This window comes from Brevibacterium salitolerans, assembly GCF_039531405.1.
In the GTDB taxonomy this organism is placed as follows: domain Bacteria; phylum Actinomycetota; class Actinomycetes; order Actinomycetales; family Brevibacteriaceae; genus Brevibacterium; species Brevibacterium salitolerans.
Genome location: NZ_BAAAPZ010000008.1, coordinates 275,793 through 298,933 on the forward strand (window position 1 = coordinate 275,793; position 23,141 = coordinate 298,933).

The window sequence follows — 23,141 nt, forward strand, 5'->3', positions numbered from 1 at the left end:
GCTATGCCGGGCGCCGCACGCGCGCATCGTCACACCGCGAGGATTCGCCCGCACACCCGCGCAGGGGGGAGAATCGGAGCATGAATCGCGCCCGTCTGGACAAGGACCCCGGTGACGTCGCCTCGATGTTCGACGACGTCGCCGCCCGCTACGACCTCATGAACGATGCGATGACCTTCGGCATCGCGCGCTGGTGGCGGAAGGTGATCACCGAGACCGTCGCTCCGCAGCCCGGCGAGGAGATCCTCGACCTGGCCGCCGGCACGGGCACCAGCTCCGTGCCGTTCGCACAGGCGGGCGCCCATGTGATCGCCGGGGACATCTCCGAGGGTATGCTCGCGGTGGGCCGGGAACGGCAGCGCGGCCACGACATCGAGTTCGTCCACGCCGATGCCCTCGACCTCCCCTTCGAGGACGAGGTCTTCGACACCGTGACCATCAGCTTCGGCTTCCGCAACGTAGCGGATCCGGACCGTGCGCTCGCTGAGATGCTGCGCGTGCTGCGGCCCGGCGGGCGCCTGGTGATCGCCGAGTTCTCGCAGCCTGTCTTCCGGCCCTTCGACGTGGTCTACCGCGAGTACCTCATGCGCGCCATCCCGCCCGTGGCCCGCGCGCTCAGCTCCAATCCGGAGTCCTACGAGTACCTCGCGGAGTCCATCCGCGCCTGGCCCGGTCAGGACGAGCTGGCCCGGCGCATTGCAGACTCCGGGTTCGACCAGGTGCAGTACCGCAACCTCTCCGGCGGCATCGTCGCGATCCACCGGGCGGTCCGGCCCGCCGCACGCTGATGACCGGCACCGTCACCGTCCCCGAGGCCGCCTCGGCGTCCGCATCCACCTCGACGTGTGAGCGTCCCCGGTCCTTCTCCGTGACCGGGGAGCGCACACGCTCCTCTGCAGACCCGCTCACCGAGGACACGACGGCGGATGTCGTCGTGGTGGGCGCGGGGCCGGGAGGCTCCGCGCTGGCCGCGCACCTCGCGGGCGCGGGGATGGACGTCGTGCTGCTGGAGAAGTCCGCCTTCCCGCGTGACAAGGTGTGCGGCGACGCCCTCACCCCGCGCGCGGTGAAGGAGCTGGGCCTGCTGGGCGTGCCGACCCCGGCGGACGAAGGCTGGCACCGCAACCGCGGGCTGCGGCTCATCGGCGGCGGGCACCGCGTGGAGATCGACTGGCCCGGAGGCGAGTTCCCGGACTACGGCCTCACCAAGGCCCGCACCGGGCTGGACGAGACCCTGGCCCGCTTCGCACAGGCCCGCGGGGCGCGCCTCCACGAGCAGACGATGGCGACGGAACCCCTCACCGGAGCGGACGGCTGGATCACCGGCATCCGCACGGTGGCGCGGGACTCCCGCGGGCGGCGGACCGGGGCCGAGGCCGTCGTCACCGCTCCGCTCGTCGTCGCCTGCGACGGCGTCTCCTCGCGCACCGCGGTGAGCATGGGCCGGGAGAAGCGCGACGACCGTCCCATGGGCGTCGCCGTGCGGACCTACCACTCCTCGCCACGTCACGCGGACCCCTACCTGGAGAGCTGGGTGGAGCTGCGCGCGCAGACGGAGGGAGGCCTCGGCGGCGGGGTTCCGGGCCGCAGGACCGCTCGCGGCCGCACCGCCGACGGCAGGGGCACCTCCGCCCAGGCCCCGGGGGAGGCCCTGCCCGGCTACGGCTGGCTGTTCCCCCTGGGCGACGGCACCGTGAACGTGGGTCTGGGCATCCTCGACACCTCACCGCAGTTCGGCACGGTCGACTACCGGCAGGTGCTGCGGGAGTGGATCGGGGCGATGGGGCACGAGTGGGAGATCGACGAGACCACCCAGCTGGAGCGGGTGCGGTCCGCCGCCCTGCCCATGGGCTTCAACCGCACGCCCCACTTCGCGGACGGACTCATGCTCGTGGGCGACAGCGCGGGCATGGTGAGCCCCTTCAACGGGGAGGGCATCGACTACGCGCTGGAATCGGCCCGGATCGCCGCGGACGTCATCGTCACCCACCAGCACAAGCCGCGGGCGGCCTGGAGGCGAGCGCTGGCCGAGTACCCTGCGATCGTGCGCGAGACGCTGGGCGGCTACGTGACGCTCGGCCGGGCGTTCGCGGCGCTCATCGGCCGGCCGGAACTCATGGGGCTCGCGATCAAGTACGGTATGAGTGTCGACGCGCTCATGGCCTTCGCGGTCAGACTCATGGGGAACATCCAGGGGAACGGGCGCGACGCGGATCTCGCCGACCGCGTGATCGCCGCCCTCGTCCGAGCCGTTCCCAAGACGACCAACGACTGAGACGACGACCGCTCGCGCCGGTGGATCCCTGAGCGGTCCGTGGTGACGAATACTCCAAAGGATGATGGACGACCCGATGACGCATGCACGCGCGCCCCAGCTCTCCGATGCCACGGCTGACGACGCAGCGCAGGGGGCACAGGCCGGACGGGAGCAGTCCGCCGCGCCGGCCAAGGCCGGCCCCTTCGCCGCCGAGGGATCCGCGCTCGCGGAGTCCATGATCGCAAGGCTCGCAGACATCGAGAAGCGGCTCGAGGCCGCGGCGGACCAGACCCGCGCGCTCCCGGACGAGGCCGCGCACCACCTCATGCGGGCGGGTGGCAAGCGGGTGCGGCCCATGCTCGTGCTCCTCGCCGCGCAGCTGGGGGACCCGGCCCGGCCGGAGATCCTCGACGCGGCCGCCGCCGTGGAGCTCATCCACCTGGCGACGCTCTACCATGACGACGTCATGGACGACGCGCCCGTGCGGCGCGGCGCTCCCAGCGCCCACGCGGTCTGGGGCAACTCCGTGGCCATCCTCACCGGCGACCTCCTCTTCGCCCGCGCCTCCCTGCTGTCCGCCCGGCTGGGGCCGGAGGCCGTGCGGCTGGAGGCGGAGACGTTCGAGCGGCTGGTGCTCGGCCAGCTCGCGGAGTTCGCCGGTCCGGACGAGGGCGCGGACCCCATCGCCCACTACATCCAGGTGCTCGCGGACAAGACCGGCTCGCTCATCGCGGCCTCGGGCGAGTTCGGCGTGCGCTTCTCCGGTGCGGACCCGGCCTTCGTGGCACCCGTGCGTGAGTTCGGGGAGAAGGTGGGTGTGGCCTTCCAGCTCGCCGACGACCTCATCGACCTCACCTCGACCTCGGCGGACTCCGGCAAGACCCCGGGCACGGACCTGCGCGAGGGCGTGCCCACCCTGCCGGTCCTCTACCTGCGTGCGGCCGCGGCCGCCGGTGACGCCTCCGCCGTGCAGATCGCGGAGCTGCTGGACGCGGACCTCTCCACCGACGAGGCCCTCGAGATCGCCCGGGCTGCGCTGGCCGCCCACCCGGTGACGGAGCAGGCCCGGACGGAGGCCCGGCGCTGGGCGGACGAGTCGATCGCCGCGCTCGCACCGCTGCCGGAGGGCGAGGTGCGCACCGGGCTGGAGGCCTTCGCGCGTCAGGTCGTCGACCGCGCGGGCTGAGCCGCGCAGGCTGACGCGCTCGCTCAGCGGCGGCGCGCGCGGCGGACCATGTCCGTGATGAGGACGAGGCACGCCACCCAGATGAGGCCGAAGCCCGCCCAGCGCGCCGCGGACATCTCCTCGCCCATGAGGAACACGCCGGTGAGGAACTGCATGGTGGGTGTGACGTACTGCAGCATCCCCACCCAGCTCAGCGGTATCCGGCGTGCGGCGGAGCCGAAGAGCAGGAGCGGCAGCGCGGTCGCCGGTCCCAGCAGCAGCATGAGCAGGACGTGGCCGGAGCCCTCGCCGCTGAAGGTCGCAGTGCCGGCGAGGTAGGTCCAGCCGATCCACCCGAGGGCGAGCGGAGTGAGGACGATCGACTCGACCGTGAGCCCGGAGAGCGCGCCCACCTTGGCGCCCACGCGGTTCTTCACGAGGCCGTAGCCGGCGAAGGTCACCGCCACCGCCAGGCCGAACCACGGGACGGCGCCGTAGCCCACCGTGATGACCACCACCGCGGCGGCGGCCAGGCCGATCGCGACCCACTGCAGGGGCCGCAGGCGCTCGCGCAGCACGAACACCCCCAGCAGGATCGAGAGCAGCGGGTTGATGTAGTAGCCCAGGGAGATCTCGACGACGTTGCCGGACATTACGCCCAGGAGGAAGACCAGCCAGTTGCCGCACACCAGGACCGCCGCCAGCGCCAGGGTGCCCAGCACCTTCCCGTCCGTGAGTGCGGTGCGCAACGCGCGGAAGCCGCCGGTGAGCGCGAGGAGCAGCAGGCAGAAGACCGTGCACCAGACGATCCGGTGGGCGAGGATCTCGAAGCTGTCCGCGGGTGCGAGGACGGAGAAGTAGAGGGGGAGGAGCCCCCAGAGCAGATAGGCGCCCATACCGCTGAGCAATCCAGCGCGCCTTCTCGCCTGTTCGTCCTCCGGGAGCCCTGCCGGTGCGCTTGAGTCATTCACCCTCGCAGTCTAGTGAGGAGCTGTGAGGTTCCGCAGAGTGCCCCGTGCCCGCGAGACGCGGGACCGGGAGTGTGAGCGGGGTCGCGGCGCGATCAGGTGAGGGCGCACTAAGATCGTGGGGTGGATTCGTTTCGACCGGACCTTCCGGGGGCCGTCCCAGGTGCCCCGGAGACGAAGGGTCCACCCGAATGGCGGGCAGGGACACGCTGCCCCTGAAAGGTGTGTGCACTGTGACTCGAGCTCTTCGTGTGGCGATCGTGGGAGCGGGCCCGGCGGGCATCTACGCCGCTGACCTGCTCACCAAGGCGGAGCGGGACTTCTCACTCTCGATCGACCTGTTCGAACGGCTCCCCGTGCCCTTCGGGCTGGTCCGCTACGGCGTCGCACCGGACCACCCGCGCATCAAGGGGATCCAGAACGCCCTCATCAAGGTGCTGGACCGCGGTGACGTGCGGCTGCTGGGCAACGTGGACTTCGGCACGGACATCACCCTCGAGGACCTGCGCGCACACTACGATGCGGTGATCTTCTCCACCGGCTCCTTCGAGGATGCGGCACTCGACATCCCCGGCATCGACCTGCCGCGGTCCTACGGTGCGGCGGACTTCGTCAACTGGTACGACGCGCACCCGGACGTCCCCCAGGAATGGCCGCTCGACCAGGAGAGCGTGGCCGTGCTGGGCAACGGCAACGTCGCCCTCGACGTGGCCCGCGTGCTCGCCAAGCAGGCCGACGACATGCTGAGCACGGAGATCCCCGAACACGTCCACCGGGGACTGCGCGACTCCAGGGTCACGGACGTCCACGTCTTCGGCCGGCGGGGCCCGGCACAGGCCAAGTTCACCCCGCTGGAGCTGCGCGAGCTGGGACACGTGAAGGACGTCGACATCCTCGTCTACCCGGAGGACTACGAGTTCGACGAGGCCTCGATGGCGCAGATCCACTCGAACAACCAGACCAAGCAGGTCACCAAGACCCTCACGGACTTCACCCTGCGGGAGGAGACCGGTGCACCCCGGCGTCTGCATCTGCACTTCCTCCATGCCCCCGTCGAGGTGCTCGGCGACGAAGAGACCGGGGTGACCGGGCTGCGGACGGAGCGCCAGCAGCTGGACGGCAACGGCGGCGTGAGCGGCACGGGCACCTTCCACGACTGGGAGGTGGGCGCCGTCTACCGTGCGGTGGGCTACTTCGGCTCCCCGCTGCGGGATCTGCCCTTCGACGCGCGGCGCGGCGTCATCACGAACGTGGAGGGGCGGGTGCACGCGGGCTCCTCACAGGAGACGGCGGCGCAGGCGCCCGTCGTCCCCGGAGTCTTCGCGACGGGCTGGATCAAGCGCGGTCCCGTGGGCCTCATCGGCCACACGAAGGGCGATGCACTGGAGACCATCACGCACCTCATCGAGGACCACTGCGCAGGGTTGCTGCCGGAGCCGGAGAGGCCGGACGAGGACGCGATCCTCGACCTGCTCGAGGCACGCGGCGTCGACTACGCGGACTGGGACGGCTTCCACCGGCTGGAGGCCGCGGAGAAGGCGCTGGGCGAGCCGCAGGGTCGTGAAAGGGTGAAGATCCCCACCCGCGCGGGCATGCTCGAGCACTCCCGCAGTACCGGCGCGCGCACCGTGCAGACCGTCTGAGCGGCCGCCCCGGAACCACGTGTGAGGCCGTGCCCGGCTGGATCAGCCGGGCACGGCCCCACCGTCGTCTGAGCCCTCTGCCGCCTCAGTTCTCAGGCGGCAGAGCGCTCAGGTGTCTGCAGGCTCAGGAGCCTGAGGGCTCAGTCCTCCGTGACGAGCGGGTAGACCCCGTTCTCGTCGTGGACCTCACGGCCGGTCACCGGCGGGTTGAAGGTGCAGATCAGCCGCAGCTCCTCCTCCGCGCGCACGGTGTGCTTGTCGTGCTCGTTAAGGAGATAGAGGGTGCCGTCGCGCAGATCCCAGCTCTCGCCGGTCTCCTCGCTGGTGAGCGTGCCCCTGCCGGCCACGCAGTACACGGCCTCGTAGTGGTTCTGGTAGTGGAACGTGGAGGTGGTGCCGGCGTAGATGGTGGTCTCGTGGAACGAGAACCCCACGCCCTCCTTGGCCAGCACCATGCGGCGGCTGCGCCAGGTCTCGGACTTCACATCGCGGTCCGTGCCGTTCAGGTCTTCGATGTTCACGACGTACAAGCGGTCTCCTCGGTGGGTGTGTGGGCAGCTGTGTGCTGCCGGGTGCGGATACGGTGAGCCCGGAGCCCGGAGCCCGGAGCCCGGAGCCCGGAGCCCGGAGCCCGGAGTGTCAGGCGGAAGCCGCGGCGGCCTCGGCGGCGGTGGGCGCCGGAGCCACGGCGGCGACAGCGGCGGCGAGGATGTCGAGTCCGCGGTCCAGCTCCTCGCGGGTCACCGTGAGCGGCGGCAGGAGCTTGACGACCTCGTCCTTGGGTCCGGAGGTCTCCACCAGCAGGCCGTTGCGGTAGGCCTCGGCGGCGATCTTCCCGGCCAGCTCGGCGTCCTCGAAGATGATCCCGCCGAACATCCCGCGGCCGCGCACGCCGGCGCCGGAGGCGGAGAAGGCGATGCGCTCGAGGCGGGACTGGAGCAGCTCGATCTTGCCTGCGAGCTCCTGCTGGAAGGAGTCATCGGCCCAGAACTCCTCGATCGCGGCGGTGGCGGTGACGAATGCCGGGTTGTTGCCGCGGAAGGTGCCGTTGTGCTCGCCCGGCGACCAGATGTCGAGCTCGGGACGGAACAGCGTGAGCGCCAGGGGCAGCCCGGAGCCGGAGATCGACTTCGACAGGCAGACGATGTCCGGGACGATGCCGGCCTCCTCGAAGCTGAAGAAGGTGCCGGTGCGCCCGCAGCCGGCCTGCACGTCGTCGACGATGAGGAGGATGTCGTGGCGCCGGCACAGCTCCGCGAGCCCGCGGAGCCATTCGGCGCGTGCCGCACGGACGCCGCCCTCGCCCTGGACGGTCTCGACGATGATCGCGGCGGGCTTGTCCACACCGGACCCCGAGTCCTCGAGCACGCGCTCGAGCCACAGGAAGTCCGCGGTCTCGCCGTCGAAGTAGTCGTCGTAGGGGATCTTCGAGGAGTTGGTGAGCGGGATGCCCGCGCCCTCGCGCTTCATCGAGTTGCCGGTCACGGACAGCGAGCCCAGCGTCATGCCGTGGAACGCGTTGGTGAACGAGAGGATGTGCTGGCGCCCCGTGTACTTGCGGGCGAGCTTGAGGGCGGCCTCGACGGTGTTGGTGCCCGTGGGCCCGGGGAACATCACCTTGTAGTTGAGGCCCCGGGGGTCGAGGATGCGGCTCTTGAAGGTCTCGAGGAACTTCCGCTTCGCCGGGGTCTTCATGTCCATGGAGTGCAGGACCTGGCCGGACTGCAGGTACGCGATGAGCGGCTCCATGAACACGGGATTGTTGTGGCCGTAGTTGAGCGCGCCCGCTCCGGCGAAGAAGTCGAGGTACTCCGTGCCGTCAGCGGCGGTCTGGGTGGCCCCGGAGGCCTTCACGAACTCCGCGGGCCAGCTGCGGGAGTAGCTGCGGACCTCGGATTCAAGGGTGTAGTAGATCTCGGTCATGGCAGTCTTCCTACCTTCCTTCGTGGCTGCGACCGCCCGGCTGCCGGCTCTCGGCAGCTGCGGCGGACGATCAGGGGACCCGGACGGTCGTACCAGGTGCCCGAGGGGTGTGCGCGGTCGTGGGCGACCGGCGTGCGTGGTGCGGGGACGGGATGCGCCGTCCCCGGGAGGCGGGTCAGCGCTGCGGTTGCAGCGGCCCGATCTCGTAGAGGAACTCCGTGTCGTGCCCATCCGGATAGTCGGCTGGTGTGAACAGGGGAGAGGTGGTGAGCCGGGCGTCGTGGCGCTGTGCGAAGGCGCTGAACAGGCCGATGGAGGCGCTGTTGTCGTCCGTGATGGTGGTCTCCAGGCGGACGGCTCCGGTGCGCGCGGCGAGGTCGTCGAGCATCGAGGCGGCGATGCGGCGTCCGCGGAAGCGGGCGTCGACCGCCACCTGCCAGATCATGAGGGTCTCCGGCGCCTCGGGGCGCATGTACCCGGTGACGAAGCCGGCGGGAGCCCCGCCCACCTCGGCGACGACCGAGGTCCCGGCGAAGTCGCGGCACCACAGGAGGTACGCATAGGAGGAGTTCAGGTCGAGCACCTGCGTGTCACGGGCGAGCGTCCACATGCTCTTGCCGTCGGATAGTGCGGGGGTGCGGATGAGGACGGGTTCCTCGCCGGCCGTCCGGCCGGGGTCGATGGGGGTTGTCTGGGCCTCTGCTTGTGCATGAGTCACGCCATTCAACCTAACGAGCTGAGCGTCGATATCAACCGGGATACGGCGCAGAACCGCCCGGAGACACGCGGATCGCGGGTTCCGGGAGGGATGTCTCCGACCCTCCCGATCCCACAAGGAGACTGGCGAAACGGGGGTTGCGGCGAGTGGCGCAGGCCACCGTCTCCCATCGTTATGCGTTCGTAACATTTGCATGCGGAGCGCAGGTGTGCGGGGTCCGGAATGTGAGAAGCGGCCTGCACGGGATCCCGTGCAGGCCGCCTCTTCGAACTCCGGTGCGCCGTCCGCGGCGCGATCGGGCTCAGCGGTAGTTCGTGAACTGCAGGTCGATGTCCAGGTCCTTGCCCTTGAGGAGCGCGATGACCTCCTGCAGATCGTCGCGCTCCTTGGAGGTGACGCGCAGCTCGTCGCCCTGGATCTGCGGCTTGACGCCCTTGGGCCCCTCGTCGCGGATGATCTTGGAGATCTTCTTCGCGTTCTCCTGGTCGATCCCCTCCTTGAGACTCGCGTCGATCCGGTACTCCTTGCCGGAGGGGTAGGGCTCGCCGGCGTCCAGGGACTTCAGTGAGATCCCGCGGCGCACCAGCTTGGACTGGAACACGTCGAGGACGGCGTTCACGCGGTCCTCGGCCGAGGCGCGCATCTGGATGCCCTCGCCCTTCCACTCGATCACGGCGCCGGTGCCCTTGAAGTCGTAGCGGGAGCCGATCTCCTTGACTGCCTGGTTGAGCGCGTTGTCCGCCTCCTGGCGGTCGATCTTGCTGACGATGTCGAAGCTGGAGTCCGCTGCCATGTCTGCCTCCTGGGCTGTGCGTGCCGCCGTCGCGGCGGCGGGTGATCAGTGCCGGGTGCATCCGCGCGCAGGTGCCCGGATGCGGTGCGGCCATCGTATCGTTCAGTGCTGCGGCCCGATTTTGCACGGCCTCCGAGGACCGTGTATCGTTCTACGAGTGCTCAGCGAGCACAGAGGCAGGTTGCCCGAGCGGCCAAAGGGAGCTGACTGTAAATCAGCCGGCATTGCCTTCATAGGTTCGAATCCTATACCTGCCACCCCTGTGGGTGGAGGCCCCTTCATCGGCGGAAACGCGGATGAAGGGGCCTTCTTCGTGTGCGCCGGCGGCCGGCGCACGGGGTGTCCCCGCTCATCTGCCGTTCATCCCGAGTCCTGCTGCGGCAGGGCGGTGCCGGAGTAGGCTGGCACGCATGCGCTCACCCGTCCAGACGTATCTGAGCGGTCTGCACGCCCGAGTGCGCGCCGCAGATCCCTTCGCCGCCCATCCGACCCCCGGATTCCGCACCGCTTCCGCGGGCAGCCCGGCCGAGGGCCTCAGCGTCCTCTACGGCGGTGATCCGGACCACCTGGGCATCGCCATGACCACAGCGGACGGATTCTCCTACCGCGTGGGGGACGCGTGCGAGGAGTTCTCCATCCAGTCGATCTCCAAGGTGTTCGTCTATGCGCTCGCCCTCATGGACTCCGGGTTCGACCTGGTGGACGGCAAGATCGACGTGGAGCCCTCCGGCAGCGCCTACAACGACCTCTCCTCCGAGGCCGGCAGCGGGCGGCCCAAGAACGCGCTCATCAACATCGGCGCGATCGCCGCGACCTCGCTCGTGCGCCCGGTGGGGGAGGAGACCGCGTTCGAGAGGATCCTCGCAGTGTTCTCCGCGTGCGCGGGCCGGCAGCTGAGCCTCGACGAGGAGGTGCTCCGTGCGGACTACGAGACCGGTGCCCACAACCGCGGTCTGGCCTGGTTCCTGTCCTCCTGGGGCATCATCGAGGGTGATCCCAATCCGGCCTTCGATGACTACACGAAGCAGTGCGCGATCTCCGTGACGGCGGCGGATCTGTCGATGATGGCGGCCACGCTGGCCCACCTCGGCGTGAACCCGGCGACCGGTGAGCGGGTCTTCCCCGAGGACGTGGTGGAGAGGGTGCTCTCCGTCATGCTCACCTGCGGCATGTACGACGACTCCGGGGACTGGGTCACCACGGTGGGCCTGCCGGCCAAGAGCGGGGTGGGCGGCGGCATCATCGCGGTGCTGCCCGGGCAGCTGGGCATCGCGACCTACTCCCCGCCGCTGGACCGGCACGGCAACAGCGCCAAGGGGATCGTCGCCCACGAGGAGATGTCCGCGGACCTGGGCCTTCACATCGTGAGGGCCGGGAAGCCCGGGCGCGCGGTGATCCGCTCGCACACCACCGTGGACCGCGACCACTCCTCGCTGCGCAGGAGCCCTGAGGACGAGGCGGTGCTCGAGGAGCACGGTGACCGCGCGCACATCCTCGAACTGATCGGGGACGTGCACTTCAGCGGCTTCGAAGCGGTCTCCCGGCTCATCGAGGAGCTGGACGAGCCGCAGGTGGTGGTCCTCGACATCGGCAAGGTGGACGAGCTCTCCGGGTCTGCGCTCATGAGCCTCGCGCGGCTGGCGGCGACGATGGACGAGGAGGGGATCGCCGTCGGGGTCGTGGATCCGGATGCGCTGCTGCGCCGGCACGAGCTCAAGCGCGCACTGCTGCGGGAGGCCGCCGAGGCCGGGGTCGTGGACGGCGCGGTTGAGGCCGCGCCCACGGACGGTGCGGAGGGCCAGTCCCGCCTCCCCGTGAGGATCTTCGCCTCGCGTCATGCCGCGCTGGTGTGGGCCGAGGACGCGGTGCTGCTCTCCGAGGAGGATGCGGGAGCGCAGCCGGTCCGGCAGCAGGGCCCGGTGCTGGGCGGTCTGTCGCCGGCGGTGCGCGCGGTGGTGCGGGGTCTGCTCACCGCAGAGACGGCGGAGGAGGGCCAGGTGATCCGGGCGCCGGGTGACGACTTCGACGGGATCCGCTTCGTGGTCTCCGGCGAGGTGCACAGTGTGAGCCCGGACGGGGAGCTGATGGCGGTGCTGCGGGCGGGTGCCACGTTTGGGGAGTACGCGCTGGGCACGGGTGCGGGGCAGCCGTTCGCGGTGATCGCCGCACAGCGCAGCCGCTTCGAGCTGCTCTCCGCGGAGGCGCTGGAACGGATGGAGGCGGAGTCGCCTGCCGCGGCGGCCGCCCTGTGGCGGAGCATCGCCCATGACGGATATGCGCGGCTCGTGCAGGCAGTGCGAGGAGAGGAGCGGACGGAGTGACGGCGGAGCGGATCAGGAACGCGCAGTTCATGCGCGAAGGTGTGGATGAGGCTCCGGGTGAGGGCGACCGTCCCTGGGTGATCGCCCACCGGGGGTACTCGGCCGCGGTCCCGGAGAACACCCTGGCGGCGGTGGACGCCGCCCGGCTGGTGGGCTCGGACTGGATCGAGGTGGACCTCCACGTGACCGCGGACGGCACGCCGGTCGTCATCCATGACCCCACGGTGGATCGGACCACCAACGGCGGCGGGGCGCTGAGCCGCCTCGACGACGACTCCCTCTCCCGCCTGGACGCGGGGCTGTGGGCAGGCCGCGGCTTCGCCGGTCAGCGGGTTCCGCGGCTGGAGACCCTGCTGCGGGAGATCGTGGACTACGGCGGCCGCCTGCTGCTGGAGTTCAAGGGGGACTGGTCCGCGGGAGCCGTCGCGCAGGCGGCCGGTCTCGTCGTGGAGTACGGCGTGGCCGATCGCGTGGTGGCGCAGAGCTTCTCCGTGTCCACGCTGGCGTTGCTGCGGGATATCGCTCCCATGGTCGAGCGGTGCCTGCTGCGCACCATGCCGCGGGAGGACGATCTGCAGTACCTCGACGAGCTGGAGCTGCTGGGCTACAACCCCTCGCAGAAGGGAGTGGCTCTGCGCCGGGGTGTCGTGGACTCGTTCCTGGGCGCGGGGGCTGCGATGTTCGTGTGGACGGTGGACGAGCCGGCGGAGTGGGAGATGCTGCTGGGGGTGGGGGTGCACGGGCTCATCACCAATCAGCCGGGGCGTCTCCACGGCTACCTGGACGCCCGTTTCGCAGCCGTCTGAGGCGTCCGTCACAATGGCCGGATCCGGCTTTGCAATCGCTCCGGGGCCTGTGTAGAGTTACTTCTCGTTCGCCCCAATAGCTCAGTCGGCAGAGCGTTTCCATGGTAAGGAAAAGGTCAAGGGTTCGATTCCCTTTTGGGGCTCAGGTGAACCAGTGTTCGCCCGTGGCGGGGTAGCTCAGCTGGTTAGAGCGCACGACTCATAATCGTGAGGTCGCGGGATCGAGTCCCGCTCCCGCTACAGAAGCAGAAGCCCCCATCTTCGGATGGGGGCTTCTGTCATTCACCAGTTCGTCCCCGGGCAGCTGTGGGGCGGGTGCGCATTCGGGCTGCCGGCGGTGAACCCTGACGAACGTTGCAGGTGTTGCTGGGTTGACTGTGCTGGTATGCAATCACTTTGCGACAGCAGCCCTGGCGTGGTCCGGGCTCATACCGTGGTGGAGAACCTGAGGAGCTCTCTGACGGGCCTCGGGTCCCGTCAAAGGGCGGGACCGCAACCCTGACTTGTGATGGGCCGGGCGAGCTGAACTCGGTGTGCAAAGCCCAGACCATCCGCACCACGGCGACCTTCTGCTCCGCGCTGGAGCGACACGCCGTCGAGTTCTCAGCCTGTCGCTGCTCCCGCATGACCTCATCTTCGCTTCCTGGCTCAGGAGTCCTGACCGAACCCACGATGATGTGCCCATGAGTCCTTTCGGCGGTCGGGAGGGCTCAGCTCAGGGATTGCACACGCACGAGCACCTCGTGCTGCGCACCGCCGGCTGAGGCCACGGCCTCGTGCACCTCGCGCTGAACGTCTTCCACGACGGCGCGCACCGGGCGCGGGCCGGACAGTGCCAGCTCCACCGTAATCAGATGAGCATCGGGATCGATGGTCAGCCCGAACCTGGCACGCTCGGCGCGGCGGCGCAAGCGGGCATCCAGAGTGCGCAGAGTCGTGGCAATTCCCGGCTCCATGCCGCGGATCCCCGGCACGGCCTCCACAAGGCTCACCAGTTGGTCGGCCGGGAGTGCGGGGCCGCGCGGCGTGGATATGTCAGTGCTCATGGCGTTCCTCCTCGTGGAGGTCCTCAATGTGTACATCGATGGGCAGGTCGTCCAGGCCCAGGTGATCGTGGCAGGCTTGCGCCACGGAGCTGCGAACGCGTCGGGCCAGGCTCGGGAGGTCCGACGTGTCCAGCGCCGCGGAAATGCGCACGCGCAGTCGCTCGGGACGTCCGCGGGTGCGAGCACCCTGGGCGGAGACGGCGTGCTCGGCGGTGGTGCGCAGTGCAAGGGCTCCCGGGACGGCGTCGACGGCGGAGCGGACCACTCCGCGCAATGAGGCCTCGGAGACAGTGAACGGGCCAGCCGGCGTGGGAGGCATCTCCACATGAGCACCGTGCCGGGAGTCAGCTCGTACGGCTTCCCGGATGGTGTTCCGCGCTCGGGCGGAGAGCTGGACCCCAGCATCGCCGTCACCCTCGAGGGCTGACCATTCGCGATGCATGGTGCGGATCATATCCAGATACTTGGCCGTGGCGACGTCGTCGTTGGGGTCCGAACCAGATGTGATACTGCTCACCTCACTCACCTCCATTCTTCCATGTGCTCGACGATGTGCGCGCGGGCTCGCGCGATCCGCCCACGCACTGTCGATTCGGTGGCGTCAACGATGACGGCGATCTCCCGATAACTCATGTCGCCGACCTCGCGCAGTACCCAGCAACTGCGCACTGAGGCGTCCAGGGTCTGCAGGATGCCGGCCAGTGCCGTCATCTGAGCCTGCACCAGAGCGGAGCGCTCGGGATTCAGAGGATCCCCCGAGGTCGCCGTGCCGAGAGCCGGGGCCGGGGGCAGCCGTTCGAAGACCTCGCCATCGGTGGCATTCGTCGCACGTCGAGTCGCACGGCGCACCACATCGGTGGCCGCTCGGGTCGTGATCTTCGACACCCAGCCGGAAAATGCTGCCGGATCCTCCAGCAGTCCTAGACGGCGCCAGGCCAGAACCAGGGACTCTTGGACCACGTCCTCGGCGTCCATCCGGTCGTGCAGGATCATGTAAGCGATCCGGAAGAGCCGGCCCTGATAGCGATCGACCAGCATCTCGAACGCCGCTACGTCCCCATCCTGGGCTCGCAGTACGAGGGCGTGCTCGGGGATTGCCGGATTCGGGGTCATCAACGCAGAACCGCTTCGCGAACCGGCGCCCGCTCACCCGCCGAGAGGCCCAGAGCCGCGTTGCGGGACGACCTGCCGGTCCGCAGCCGCACCAGGAGGTCGACAGTCTCGGGGGCGGTGGCCAGAGTGGTCTCCGCATCCCGGACCAGGCGCGCGCGCAGGAGCTGGACCACCCACGCCATCTCGGCCTCCTCGGCCAGTGTGGTGGTCGCTTGCACCCAGGGACTCTGGGTGCTGCCCCCGAAGCGAACATCGACATCGAGGACGCCCGGGACCTTTGTCATGTTCTCGGCCAGGGCGCGCTCGAACACTTCGGGCTCCAAGGAGCCCAGGAGCTTGCCGTCTGCATCGGTGATCCGGAGGACGGCTCGCGCCGGTGGGCGCGGTACCTGGCTCACCAGCAGGCTGATTCCGGCGACCACCGCCACAGCGCCGATCGCCAGGAAAGTGGGCAGCAGCCAGGCCGCGTGGGCAGCAGCGATGCCCGAACCCGTGGATTCCCCGCTGAGCAGTTCGTCCCGGTGCGGTGGAAGCCAATCGCCCAGAGGCGTTGTGATGAGGGCGATCCATGCGGCTGGCAGCATCAGGAGTAGGCCGCCGATGGCCAGGATGACCCGGTTACGGGTGCCGGAAACGGTGCGCATGGCTGATTCCTCCTCGGATGGTGAGTTCGTGTCAGCGTGTCCGGCTGAGATGAACGCGGGAGCGGATGTGAATGACCGGAGTGAGCTCAGCGATGGTCTCCTGCACGGCGGTGCGTACCTGGCGGAGTATTGGCTCGGACTCATCGACCGGCGTGCGCACCTGGACGGAGAGCACGTGGCCGGAGAGTCGGGCCCGTACTGCGGATACGCCGTCCACCTGCTCCACCTGGCGTTCGACCCGGCGAGCGATGTCACGACGCGACATTGCAGTCTGCCCGGGCGTTTCACCGGCCAGGATGGCGAGGTGTCTGGCGGCCCCCGGAACCAGGGCACTGATCAGGAATGCCAGTCCGATGATCGCGAGGATTCCGACGATGATGCGCACCGGCATCCCGTCCAGGCGAAGGCCGCCGATCCGGTGTGCCGCTGAGGCCCCGACCCCGGACCAAGTGCCGTCCAGGAGGCGAGCGCCGATCGTCCAAACCAGCAGGCCGCCGACAGTGATGGCCATGAAGGCGAGGATGATGGCGGGCACCCTGCGGGCGGGGCGGCGCGTCAGAGCTTGGGGGTGAGTGCTCATCGAAGAATCCTCCGTCCGGTCGCGGTGCTGTTCAGCCAGGAGATCTGGACGTCGATGCGCCCTACCTCCAGGCCGCTGAGTTGCTCCACGCGTGCGGCAACGTGCTCGCGAAGCTCTTTCAGCGCATCGCGCAGGGTTGTGGGGAACGCGATGCCGACATTCAGGCGCAGGACCACGATGCTGCCGTAGATCTCCGCCTCGGCGCTCGGGCGTGTGGCGAAGTCGCGACGAGCACCGATTCCCAGCACGCCTCCGGCATTGGAACCGACGCTGGCGACCTCGAAGGCGCACTGCTCGGCGATCCGGGCGACTACCTTGGCCGGCACGGTCGTGCGTCCCCGGTCCTCGGGAGCGCAGGCAGTTGGTCGACGCTCATCCAGGGCGGTCATGGTCATCTCCTCCAGCGGTCGGTCAGACCCCGGATCTCGACGCGACCGTCGATCGTCATGCCCACTGCGAGGCCGATGACGCCGAATACCAGGACGAGGAAGAACTGGCCGAAGCTGCCGAAGGCCAGCACGGCTCCGAGGAAGAGGCCGACCAGAAGGGCGAAGTGGGTGATCTTCATGGATGCTCCTCAATGAGGGGGCGGCACCGGGAAGGTCTCAGACCTCCCCGGTGCCGCCCAGGGATGTCACTTCAGTTCATCGCCGCGCTGGCTGTTCACGGACTCGTCGTCTTCCTGCGGCAGGTGGACGTCGACGACGTTGACGTTGACCTCCACGACTTCCAGGCCGGTGGTGGACTCGACCTGGTCGATGATGTTGCGGCGGATGGCGTTGCCGACCTCGACGATTGAGGCGCCGTACTCCACCACGACCGTGACGTCGACCGCGGCCTGTGTCTCGCCCTTCTCGACACCGATGCCACCGGCGACATTCGTCTGTGAGTTGGGAATGCGATCGGTCACGGCGGAGAAGGCGCGGCGCGCGGCATTGCCCATGTCGTAGACTCCGGGAACCTCGCGGGCGGCCATGCCGGCCACCTTGGCCACGACGGTGTCCTCCAGAGTTGTGATGCCCCGGGTGGTTTGCAGGGGGCCGCGGGGGACCCTTTCCACGGTCTGCACGTTCCGCTCCTCGCGCTCGGACGCCTCGCGCTCCTGCTGACTGCCGGTCCGAGGAATTGACACGTTAGACATAGCCTCTCCTTCACCAGATGACCGGCGAATTCGCCGGTCATGTTTCATGCGGACACAAGGAAGACGTCATGAGTCCGGAGTTCGTCACGAGAGTTGACTGTGATCTGTATCACTATATGGAGTCGTACTGGGCGCTCAGCGTCGCATTGTGCAATGTAGGGGTCCTCCGGGACGCGCGTGCGAGGAAGGCTGCTGCCCTCTGCCGGGTGAGTGCGGCCTGCAGCTGCGGCGTTTCAGCATCACAGCGGGGCTGTCCGGCCGGCTTTGACGCGCGGTGCTGAGGAGCTGCGGACGAGGTGGGGCGGTGCGGCGTTTCGCGAGGAATCGAATGTGCGCACGACTCACAAGCGTGAGGTTGCGGGATCGAGTCCCACCCCCGCTGTAGAAGTCTCCATCTTCGGATGGGGGCTTCTGCGTTCGTCGGCCTGCCCGGAGAGCTCCCGTGAGGGGGCCGCTTCGTGTCCCGGTCGCGCACGGCCGCCGGGGTCCGCCTCCGGTGCCGTAGACTTTCAGTGGGTCCGCAGACGACGGCGACGAGGAGGGGGTGCGGCCGTGCTGGCGACCATCTGGGTCATGGTTCAGCTGCTCCTGTTCGCCCTCGCTCAGTTCGCGGGCTCGTATCCGCAGGTGGACATCCCTGCGGCAGTGCTCCTGGCCGTGGTCGGGATCCTCGCGGTCTCCGCCTTCACTCCGGTCGCGCTCCGCGTGATCGTGCGCGTCCTCGGGCTCGTTCCGCAGCCGAGGTCCCGGCCGGCCCGCGCCTGGGCCGCCCAGCTCCCGGCCCCGCCCTGTGCGCCGGGCTCCCGCGGCACCGTCCGGGTGCGCGCTCCCTCCGGTTCCCCCGCGTGAGCGCCTGAGACTCCTCTCTCCCCTTCCCGGGCGGACCCGCCGCTCCTGCGCGCGTGCAGGGCTGAGCTCCGCCTCCCTGTCGGCATAACTGGGGTTCCCGCCGCGGCGGGTATGACCGTGAGCCGAGGTCCCGCACCCTCCCCTCCTGGTCTCGAGCAGCTCACGCACGGCATCCTGCGCCCTCCGCGCACCTGTCACGCCGCTGCCGCACCCGCCTCCGCCGAGCCCGGACGCACGAACGTCCCCGGCCGGAGCGCGGCCTGCGTCCGAGTCCAAGGACCTCGCACATGAATATCTATGCCTTCCCGCCCATCGCCTTCCTCATCCACGCAGCGCAGTGGGCGCTCACCCACATCAGCGACCTGTTCGTCCCTCTCGCGGGCGGAGCGAGCACCGCCCTCGCCGTCGTGGCGCTGACCGTCCTGGTCCGCGTGCTCCTCCTCCCCGTCGGCATCTCGCAGGTGCGGGCCGCTCTCGCCCGTGAGCGCCTGGCACCGCGCATGCGCGAGCTCCAGCAGCGCCACAGGGGGCGGCCCGAGGAGCTGCAGAAGAGGATGATGGAGCTCTACGCGGAGGAGGGGACCTCGCCGGTGGCCGGCTGTCTTCCTGCGCTCGCGCAGATGCCGGTGCTCATGGCGATCTACGGCCTGTTCATCCTGCCCACCATCGACGGGCTGCCCAACACCCTGCTGAGCCAGACGTTCATGGGGATCGAGCTGGGCTCCGGTTTCGTCGGGCTGCTGCGCACTGGCGGTCTGACGGCCACCACCGTGCTCGTCTACCTCCTCGTCGTCGCCGCCATCGCAGTCGTGGCGCACTTCTCCCGCAGGGCGCTGGCTCCGCAGCTCGAATCGCAGACGGCGGAGCCGCAGCCGGGCATGCCGGACATGCGCGGCGTCATGCGCACCATGAGCTTCATGCCGTTCATGACCGCGGTCATCGCGCTCTTCGTGCCGCTGGCGGCGGCCCTCTACCTCATGACCACCACGGCCTGGAGTCTGGGGGAGCGTCTTCTCCTGCGTCGGTTCCTGACGGCCCGGCGGCCCGGATGACGAAGGTCACCCTCGCTTCCAAGTGCACTTTCAGCCGCAGGGTGCAGAATTGCACTCTGTGGGCGACAGTGCAATCGGTCCGCGTGAGAAGCGCAGACGCGAAACCATCCGGCAGATCGTCGAACTGGCCCGTGCGCGCACGGCCCGCGAGGGTCTGAGCGGGTACACGGTCGAGGAGCTGTGCGAGGCCGTCGGCATCTCCCGGCGGACCTTCTTCAACTACTTCGCCTCCAAGGAGGACGCGGTCCTCGGGATCCTCGTGGCTCCGGGGGAGGAGGAGCTGGAGGCGGCCTTCGTCGCCGGTGAGCGGCCGCATGCGGCCGGTGAGGCCTCTGCCGTCCGCCGGGAGGGAGGCGGTGAGGCGGTGTCGCCCGTGCACGCTGACCGTCCTGGCCCTGGCGGCCTCGGCGCGGGGCTGTTCGACGACTTCCTCGAGCTGCAGCTCGCCCGCTGGCGGCTGGCCGCGCCGCTGGTGACGAACCTCGACTCCCTGCGGGCGGCGGTGGAGCGCGAACCGCGTCTCCACACCCGGATCCTCGAACGCATCCGGTCGAACGAGCAGCGCGACACCGCGCTGATCGAGCGGCGGGAGGGGCTCGAGCCCGGTGACGCCCGTGCGGACACGCTGGTGCATCTCGTCGGCGGTCTCAGCCGTGCCGTCGCCGCCGAATACTTCAGGCGGACGGACCTGGTGGAGCTCGACCCCGACGACCTCGCAGAGAGATTCGCCGAACGGGCGGCGCTGGCCCGCGCACTCCTCGCAGCTCCCTGAGCGGGCGCGGCACCGGCCCGGCAGATTCGGACCGACAGCGCACCGCACGCGCGCCGGTGCCGACGAACTCGGCACGCCGCGCACACCCGCAGATCCGCACCACCCAGAACGGACCACCATGACAGACACCCACTCCGCGCCGTTCCTGCTGACGCAGCGGCGCATCTGGATCATCTTCTCCGCGCTCATCGCGGGCATGCTGCTCTCCAGCCTCGACCAGACCATCGTCTCCACCGCCATGCCCACCATCGTGGGCGAGCTGGGCGGGGTGGAGAACCAGGTCTGGATCGTCACCGCCTACCTGCTGGCGACCACCATCGTCATGCCCATCTACGGCAAGTTCGGCGACGTGCTCGGACGGCGCCGTCTCTTCCTCGTCGCGATCGCGCTCTTCACCCTGGCCTCCGTGGGCTGCGCCTTCGCCGGCGACTTCTGGACGTTCGTCGTCTTCCGGGCCATGCAGGGCCTGGGCGGCGGCGGTCTCATGATCCTCTCGCAGGCCATCATCGCGGACATCGTGCCGGCCAGCGAGCGCGGGAAGTACATGGGTCCGCTCGGCGCCATCTTCGGGCTCTCCGCCGTGGCCGGTCCGCTCCTGGGCGGCTACTTCGTCGACCACCACACCTGGCAGTGGGCCTTCTACATCAACATCCCGGTGGGCATCGCCGCATTCCTCGTCGCGTTCTTCGCCCTCCGGCTGCCGGACAAAAAGGCGGAGAAGCCCATCGACGTCCTCGGCGTCCTGTTCCTCTCCGCGGCGACCACGTGCCTCATCTTCTTCACCGACTTCGGCGGGGACGCAGAGCACGGCTGGTCCTCCGGCGCCACCTGGGCATGGGGTGCGGGCCTGGTGGTCGCAGCCGCCGCGTTCGTCCTCGCCGAGGCGCGTGCGGCCGACCCCATCATCCCGCTGAGCCTGTTCCGCAACCCCATCTTCATCAACGCCACCGCGATCGGCCTGGTCCTGGGCATCGGCATGTTCGCGGCGATCGGCTTCCTGCCGACCTTCCTGCAGATGGCCTCCGGCACCTCTGCGGCGGTCTCCGGGCTGCTCCTCATCCCCATGATGGTGGGACTCATGGGAACCTCCATCATCTCCGGCCTGGCGATCAGCAGGACCGGCAGGTACAAGGTCTACCCGATCCTCGGCACCGTCATCACCGCAGCCGCCATGCTCGCCTTCACCACCCTGAAGGCGGACACGCCCATCTGGCTCATCTGCGCATTCCTGTTCGTGTTCGGCGTGGGGCTGGGCTTCATCATGCAGGTGGTGGTCCTGGTGGTGCAGAACGCGGTGCCGGCGAGCCAGATCGGCACGGCGACCAGCACCAACAACTACTTCCGCGAAGTGGGCGCCTCCCTGGGCACCGCCGTGTTCGGCACGATCTTCACCACCCGGCTCACGGAGAACCTCGTGACCGTGTTCGCCGGCGCGGGCGCGGATCCCTCAGCCGCCTCCAGCGCGGCCGCCTCGATCGAGCCCGCCGCCATGAGCGAGCTGCCGGAAGCGGTGCGCGAGGGCATCGTCAGCGCCTACGCGGACGCCCTCGCCCCGGTGTTCTGGTACCTGCTGCCGTTCATCGGCGCGGCGTTCCTGCTCTCGCTGTTCCTCAAGGAGATCCCCCTGTCCGACACCGCCGGGCTGGTGGAGCGCGGCGAGGCGATCGGCGGCGAGGAGGCGGAGAGGCTGGAGGCGGACCTCCGCGCCGGGAAGCAGCGCGGACGGAGCAGCTCCGAAGCGCTGAGCGGACGGGACGGGGCGGATGTGCCGGCCACGTCCGCCGGCCGGCCCGTGCGGGGCACGGAGGACCCCGCACCCGAGGCCGTCTCCGGCTGAGCGGTCGCCCGCGCCGGCGGGAGCGGCGGAGTGTCGCAGGTGCCCGGCTTCCGGTGCCCTCAGCATGTCAGGTGTGCGCTGCGGGCGCCGTGTCCGTCACCCGGTCCCTCCCGCCCCTGTCCACCCGCCTGAGGATCTCAGGCACCGCGGTCGCGCGGGTGACGAGGCGGGCCTCGGGCCACTCCTCACCGGGTGAGAGCTCGCCACCGGCGAGCACGCGGGCACGCAGCTCCTGCCAGCGCCTCCAGTGGGCCTCGAACGCAGCGGGACGCACCACTCTGCCGCGTGCGTGCTGTCCGGCGAGCGCCTCCTCCCGCCCGATGTCGATGCAGAGAATTGCGGGCAGCAGGCCCCGCCGCAGAGCCAGCCGCAGAATGAGCCGCCGGCTCCATCTGCGCGTCCCCGGATCGTGGATCACCAGCGGGGTCCCGCTGGGTCTGAGGAGCTGTGTGAGCACCGCGAGGTGGGCGAGGGTGTGGACGATCGGCCTGGCCGCGGAATAGGGCAGTGCGGGTGCGAGGCGGGACAGCCGCAGGCGCATCCGGTCCGGGTCTGCGAGGCGGACCTCGGGACGTGCGCGTGCGATCACCCGCAGGGCGCGCGACTTCCCGGCGCCGGGGACGCCGGCGAGGAGGACCACGGGCGTGGCGGGCCTGGACATGGACCGATTGTGTCCGGCCCTGCCGTCAGAAGACTGCGGGCGGGCCCGGAGTTCGCCGTGAACGGCCGGCTCCGCGTCCCTCGGCCGCGCCCGGGGAAGCCGCCCGCGCGGTGGGTGTGCACGTGGGCGGCCGCCTCCGTTCCGTCCGCTTAGTGGGTGAGCACGGTGATGCCGAGCACGCAGAAGACGATGCCGAAGACGAGGTCCAGCGCTGCGGACCGGCGGGGATCTGCGAGCAGCCGCCCGATCCTCACCGCCAGCAGCGTCGTGAGGGACAGGACCAGGAGGGTCGCGACCGCGGGAGCCGCCGCCAACAGGGCGAAGTCCGCGGGCCCGGGCCGCGGCGGGACGAATCCCGGCAGGAGCGCGAGGAAGAAGAGGCCGGTCTTGGCGTTCGTGAGCGAGCTGATGACCCCCGTCCTGAAGACCGCGCCCGAGGCGGCCGCGCCTCGCCGGTCCCTCCGCACCCCGGGCGCCGTCGCGGAGGGCTCCCGCCGCGCGGATCGCAGCAGGAGGGCCGCCGGGACCGCGGCCCGGACGCCGAGGAAGCAGAGATACGCGCCCCCGGCGATCCTCACAGCGGCGAAGGCCGCGGGGGAGGCCTGCAGCGCCGCCGAGACCCCCGTCAGTGCCAGCACCGCCCACAGGAGGATGCCCAGGCAGACGGCCGCGGCGTAGACGAAGCCTGCGCGATTCCCTGCGAGCGCGAACCGGAGCGTGAGGAGGGTGTCCTGACCGGGGACGAGCGCGATGACCGCGCTCGCGAGAAGGAAGGGGCCGAGGGTGTCAGTCGTCACGGTGCATCTCCATGCATCCAGACTGTCCTGCTCATCCATCAAGGTAAAGCAATGA

At 69.8% G+C, this 23,141-nt stretch carries 25 protein-coding genes and 3 tRNA genes; 14 read left to right on the forward strand and 14 right to left on the reverse strand.

Annotation, left to right across the window (positions count from 1 at the left end; genetic code table 11):
- Positions 1-80 precede the first annotated feature (80 nt).
- From ABD240_RS11165 to ABD240_RS11175, 3 genes are all read left to right on the forward strand, one after another.
- Positions 81-788 (forward strand): demethylmenaquinone methyltransferase, encoded by a 708-nt coding sequence (locus tag ABD240_RS11165; RefSeq protein WP_291795107.1) that lies wholly within the window; start codon positions 81-83, stop codon positions 786-788.
- Complete coding sequence (locus ABD240_RS11170; RefSeq protein ID WP_344337268.1) at positions 788-2,275, forward strand: FAD-dependent monooxygenase; 1,488 nt, start codon at positions 788-790, stop codon at positions 2,273-2,275. The genes ABD240_RS11165 and ABD240_RS11170 overlap by 1 nt, the downstream gene beginning before the upstream one ends.
- A 76-nt stretch (positions 2,276-2,351) precedes the next feature.
- Entirely contained in the window at positions 2,352-3,443 is a 1,092-nt protein-coding gene (locus ABD240_RS11175) for a polyprenyl synthetase family protein (protein WP_425547013.1), read from the forward strand.
- A gap of 23 nt (positions 3,444-3,466) precedes the next feature.
- Here ABD240_RS11175 and rarD read toward each other — a convergent pair whose 3' ends face one another.
- Positions 3,467-4,393, reverse strand: a complete 927-nt coding sequence (rarD, locus tag ABD240_RS11180; RefSeq protein WP_344337270.1) for an EamA family transporter RarD — start codon at positions 4,391-4,393, stop codon at positions 3,467-3,469.
- Positions 4,394-4,623: 230 nt separating this feature from the next.
- Here rarD and ABD240_RS11185 point away from each other — a divergent pair, with 230 nt between their 5' ends.
- Entirely contained in the window at positions 4,624-6,033 is a 1,410-nt protein-coding gene (locus tag ABD240_RS11185; protein ID WP_344337272.1) for an FAD-dependent oxidoreductase, read from the forward strand.
- A gap of 140 nt (positions 6,034-6,173) precedes the next feature.
- Here the strand turns inward: ABD240_RS11185 and ABD240_RS11190 are convergent, their stop codons facing one another.
- The 4 genes from ABD240_RS11190 to ABD240_RS11205 all read right to left on the reverse strand — a co-directional run bounded on the left by ABD240_RS11190 (position 6,174) and on the right by ABD240_RS11205 (position 9,467).
- Positions 6,174-6,563: an ectoine synthase gene (locus ABD240_RS11190; protein WP_344337274.1), complete on the reverse strand. Its 390-nt coding sequence runs from the start codon at positions 6,561-6,563 to the stop codon at positions 6,174-6,176.
- 109 nt (positions 6,564-6,672) lie between these two features.
- On the reverse strand, positions 6,673-7,956 hold the full coding sequence (gene ectB / locus ABD240_RS11195) for a diaminobutyrate--2-oxoglutarate transaminase (RefSeq protein WP_344337276.1): 1,284 nt from the start codon (positions 7,954-7,956) through the stop codon (positions 6,673-6,675).
- A 175-nt stretch (positions 7,957-8,131) separates the two neighbouring features.
- Entirely contained in the window at positions 8,132-8,674 is a 543-nt protein-coding gene (gene ectA, locus ABD240_RS11200) for a diaminobutyrate acetyltransferase (protein ID WP_344337278.1), read from the reverse strand.
- 301 nt (positions 8,675-8,975) lie between these two features.
- A complete protein-coding gene (locus ABD240_RS11205) occupies positions 8,976-9,467 on the reverse strand; it encodes a YajQ family cyclic di-GMP-binding protein (protein WP_344337280.1) in 492 nt (163 codons plus the stop codon).
- Between the two features lie 175 nt (positions 9,468-9,642).
- Here ABD240_RS11205 and ABD240_RS11210 point away from each other — a divergent pair.
- The 5 genes from ABD240_RS11210 to ABD240_RS11230 all read left to right on the forward strand — a co-directional run bounded on the left by ABD240_RS11210 (position 9,643) and on the right by ABD240_RS11230 (position 12,834).
- Positions 9,643-9,724, forward strand: a tRNA-Tyr gene (locus ABD240_RS11210).
- 153 nt (positions 9,725-9,877) lie between these two features.
- Positions 9,878-11,788: a glutaminase A gene (glsA, locus tag ABD240_RS11215; protein ID WP_344337282.1), complete on the forward strand. Its 1,911-nt coding sequence runs from the start codon at positions 9,878-9,880 to the stop codon at positions 11,786-11,788.
- Positions 11,785-12,594 (forward strand): glycerophosphodiester phosphodiesterase, encoded by an 810-nt coding sequence (locus ABD240_RS11220; protein WP_344337284.1) that lies wholly within the window; start codon positions 11,785-11,787, stop codon positions 12,592-12,594. Before glsA ends, ABD240_RS11220 begins: the two co-directional genes overlap by 4 nt.
- A 70-nt stretch (positions 12,595-12,664) precedes the next feature.
- A tRNA-Thr gene (locus ABD240_RS11225) sits at positions 12,665-12,737 on the forward strand.
- A 23-nt stretch (positions 12,738-12,760) separates the two neighbouring features.
- Positions 12,761-12,834, forward strand: a tRNA-Met gene (locus ABD240_RS11230).
- Between the two features lie 470 nt (positions 12,835-13,304).
- On the opposite strand, the gene ABD240_RS11235 is transcribed toward ABD240_RS11230, so the two are convergent.
- A complete protein-coding gene (locus ABD240_RS11235) occupies positions 13,305-13,640 on the reverse strand; it encodes a hypothetical protein (RefSeq protein WP_291791931.1) in 336 nt (111 codons plus the stop codon).
- Between ABD240_RS11235 and ABD240_RS11240 the strand changes: the two genes are divergently transcribed.
- A complete protein-coding gene (locus tag ABD240_RS11240) occupies positions 13,627-13,917 on the forward strand; it encodes a hypothetical protein (protein ID WP_291791930.1) in 291 nt (96 codons plus the stop codon). The two genes, ABD240_RS11235 and ABD240_RS11240, sit on opposite strands and share 14 nt — an antisense overlap.
- A gap of 245 nt (positions 13,918-14,162) precedes the next feature.
- Here the strand turns inward: ABD240_RS11240 and ABD240_RS11245 are convergent, their stop codons facing one another.
- The 6 genes from ABD240_RS11245 to ABD240_RS11270 all read right to left on the reverse strand — a co-directional run bounded on the left by ABD240_RS11245 (position 14,163) and on the right by ABD240_RS11270 (position 17,118).
- Positions 14,163-14,678, reverse strand: coding sequence for an RNA polymerase sigma factor (locus tag ABD240_RS11245; protein WP_344337287.1), 516 nt, complete (start codon positions 14,676-14,678; stop codon positions 14,163-14,165).
- Positions 14,679-14,752: 74 nt separating this feature from the next.
- Positions 14,753-15,397: an Asp23/Gls24 family envelope stress response protein gene (locus tag ABD240_RS11250; RefSeq protein ID WP_344337290.1), complete on the reverse strand. Its 645-nt coding sequence runs from the start codon at positions 15,395-15,397 to the stop codon at positions 14,753-14,755.
- 31 nt (positions 15,398-15,428) lie between these two features.
- Positions 15,429-15,977: a DUF6286 domain-containing protein gene (locus tag ABD240_RS11255; RefSeq protein ID WP_344337292.1), complete on the reverse strand. Its 549-nt coding sequence runs from the start codon at positions 15,975-15,977 to the stop codon at positions 15,429-15,431.
- Positions 15,974-16,366: an Asp23/Gls24 family envelope stress response protein gene (locus ABD240_RS11260; protein ID WP_291791916.1), complete on the reverse strand. Its 393-nt coding sequence runs from the start codon at positions 16,364-16,366 to the stop codon at positions 15,974-15,976. Before ABD240_RS11260 ends, ABD240_RS11255 begins: the two co-directional genes overlap by 4 nt.
- A 2-nt stretch (positions 16,367-16,368) precedes the next feature.
- Positions 16,369-16,545, reverse strand: coding sequence for a hypothetical protein (locus ABD240_RS11265; protein ID WP_291791913.1), 177 nt, complete (start codon positions 16,543-16,545; stop codon positions 16,369-16,371).
- Between the two features lie 66 nt (positions 16,546-16,611).
- Positions 16,612-17,118, reverse strand: coding sequence for an Asp23/Gls24 family envelope stress response protein (locus tag ABD240_RS11270; RefSeq protein ID WP_291791911.1), 507 nt, complete (start codon positions 17,116-17,118; stop codon positions 16,612-16,614).
- Positions 17,119-17,691: 573 nt separating this feature from the next.
- Here ABD240_RS11270 and ABD240_RS11275 point away from each other — a divergent pair.
- From ABD240_RS11275 to ABD240_RS11290, 4 genes are all read left to right on the forward strand, one after another.
- Complete coding sequence (locus ABD240_RS11275; protein ID WP_344337295.1) at positions 17,692-17,967, forward strand: hypothetical protein; 276 nt, start codon at positions 17,692-17,694, stop codon at positions 17,965-17,967.
- 287 nt (positions 17,968-18,254) lie between these two features.
- Positions 18,255-19,019: a YidC/Oxa1 family membrane protein insertase gene (locus tag ABD240_RS11280; protein ID WP_291791905.1), complete on the forward strand. Its 765-nt coding sequence runs from the start codon at positions 18,255-18,257 to the stop codon at positions 19,017-19,019.
- A gap of 58 nt (positions 19,020-19,077) precedes the next feature.
- The gene (locus tag ABD240_RS11285) at positions 19,078-19,791 is read left to right on the forward strand and encodes a TetR/AcrR family transcriptional regulator (protein ID WP_344337297.1); all 714 of its coding nucleotides are present in this window, start codon (positions 19,078-19,080) and stop codon (positions 19,789-19,791) included.
- Positions 19,792-19,909: 118 nt separating this feature from the next.
- Positions 19,910-21,628 carry an MDR family MFS transporter gene (locus tag ABD240_RS11290; RefSeq protein WP_344337299.1) on the forward strand — a complete coding sequence of 573 codons (1,719 nt, stop codon included), beginning with the start codon at positions 19,910-19,912 and terminating at the stop codon, positions 21,626-21,628.
- A gap of 67 nt (positions 21,629-21,695) precedes the next feature.
- Here the strand turns inward: ABD240_RS11290 and ABD240_RS11295 are convergent, their stop codons facing one another.
- Together ABD240_RS11295 and ABD240_RS11300 are read right to left on the reverse strand one after the other, a co-directional pair.
- Positions 21,696-22,289, reverse strand: coding sequence for an AAA family ATPase (locus ABD240_RS11295; protein ID WP_344337301.1), 594 nt, complete (start codon positions 22,287-22,289; stop codon positions 21,696-21,698).
- 149 nt (positions 22,290-22,438) lie between these two features.
- On the reverse strand, positions 22,439-23,086 hold the full coding sequence (locus tag ABD240_RS11300) for a LysE family translocator (RefSeq protein WP_291792639.1): 648 nt from the start codon (positions 23,084-23,086) through the stop codon (positions 22,439-22,441).
- Positions 23,087-23,141 lie beyond the last annotated feature (55 nt).

Coding starts and splice junctions, on each gene's coding strand:
- ABD240_RS11165 (WP_291795107.1), top strand. CDS start 81: ATGAATCGCGCCCGTCTGGACAAGGACCCCGGTGACGTCGCCTCGATG.
- ABD240_RS11170 (WP_344337268.1), top strand. CDS start 788: ATGACCGGCACCGTCACCGTCCCCGAGGCCGCCTCGGCGTCCGCATCC.
- ABD240_RS11175 (WP_425547013.1), top strand. CDS start 2,352: ATGACGCATGCACGCGCGCCCCAGCTCTCCGATGCCACGGCTGACGAC.
- ectB (WP_344337276.1), bottom strand. CDS start 7,956: ATGACCGAGATCTACTACACCCTTGAATCCGAGGTCCGCAGCTACTCC.
- ABD240_RS11205 (WP_344337280.1), bottom strand. CDS start 9,467: ATGGCAGCGGACTCCAGCTTCGACATCGTCAGCAAGATCGACCGCCAG.
- glsA (WP_344337282.1), top strand. CDS start 9,878: ATGCGCTCACCCGTCCAGACGTATCTGAGCGGTCTGCACGCCCGAGTG.
- ABD240_RS11240 (WP_291791930.1), top strand. CDS start 13,627: ATGTCAGTGCTCATGGCGTTCCTCCTCGTGGAGGTCCTCAATGTGTAC.
- ABD240_RS11235 (WP_291791931.1), bottom strand. CDS start 13,640: ATGAGCACTGACATATCCACGCCGCGCGGCCCCGCACTCCCGGCCGAC.
- ABD240_RS11245 (WP_344337287.1), bottom strand. CDS start 14,678: ATGCTGGTCGATCGCTATCAGGGCCGGCTCTTCCGGATCGCTTACATG.
- ABD240_RS11250 (WP_344337290.1), bottom strand. CDS start 15,397: ATGCGCACCGTTTCCGGCACCCGTAACCGGGTCATCCTGGCCATCGGC.
- ABD240_RS11255 (WP_344337292.1), bottom strand. CDS start 15,977: ATGAGCACTCACCCCCAAGCTCTGACGCGCCGCCCCGCCCGCAGGGTG.
- ABD240_RS11260 (WP_291791916.1), bottom strand. CDS start 16,366: ATGACCGCCCTGGATGAGCGTCGACCAACTGCCTGCGCTCCCGAGGAC.
- ABD240_RS11265 (WP_291791913.1), bottom strand. CDS start 16,545: ATGAAGATCACCCACTTCGCCCTTCTGGTCGGCCTCTTCCTCGGAGCC.
- ABD240_RS11270 (WP_291791911.1), bottom strand. CDS start 17,118: ATGTCTAACGTGTCAATTCCTCGGACCGGCAGTCAGCAGGAGCGCGAG.
- ABD240_RS11275 (WP_344337295.1), top strand. CDS start 17,692: ATGGTTCAGCTGCTCCTGTTCGCCCTCGCTCAGTTCGCGGGCTCGTAT.
- ABD240_RS11280 (WP_291791905.1), top strand. CDS start 18,255: ATGAATATCTATGCCTTCCCGCCCATCGCCTTCCTCATCCACGCAGCG.
- ABD240_RS11290 (WP_344337299.1), top strand. CDS start 19,910: ATGACAGACACCCACTCCGCGCCGTTCCTGCTGACGCAGCGGCGCATC.
- ABD240_RS11295 (WP_344337301.1), bottom strand. CDS start 22,289: ATGTCCAGGCCCGCCACGCCCGTGGTCCTCCTCGCCGGCGTCCCCGGC.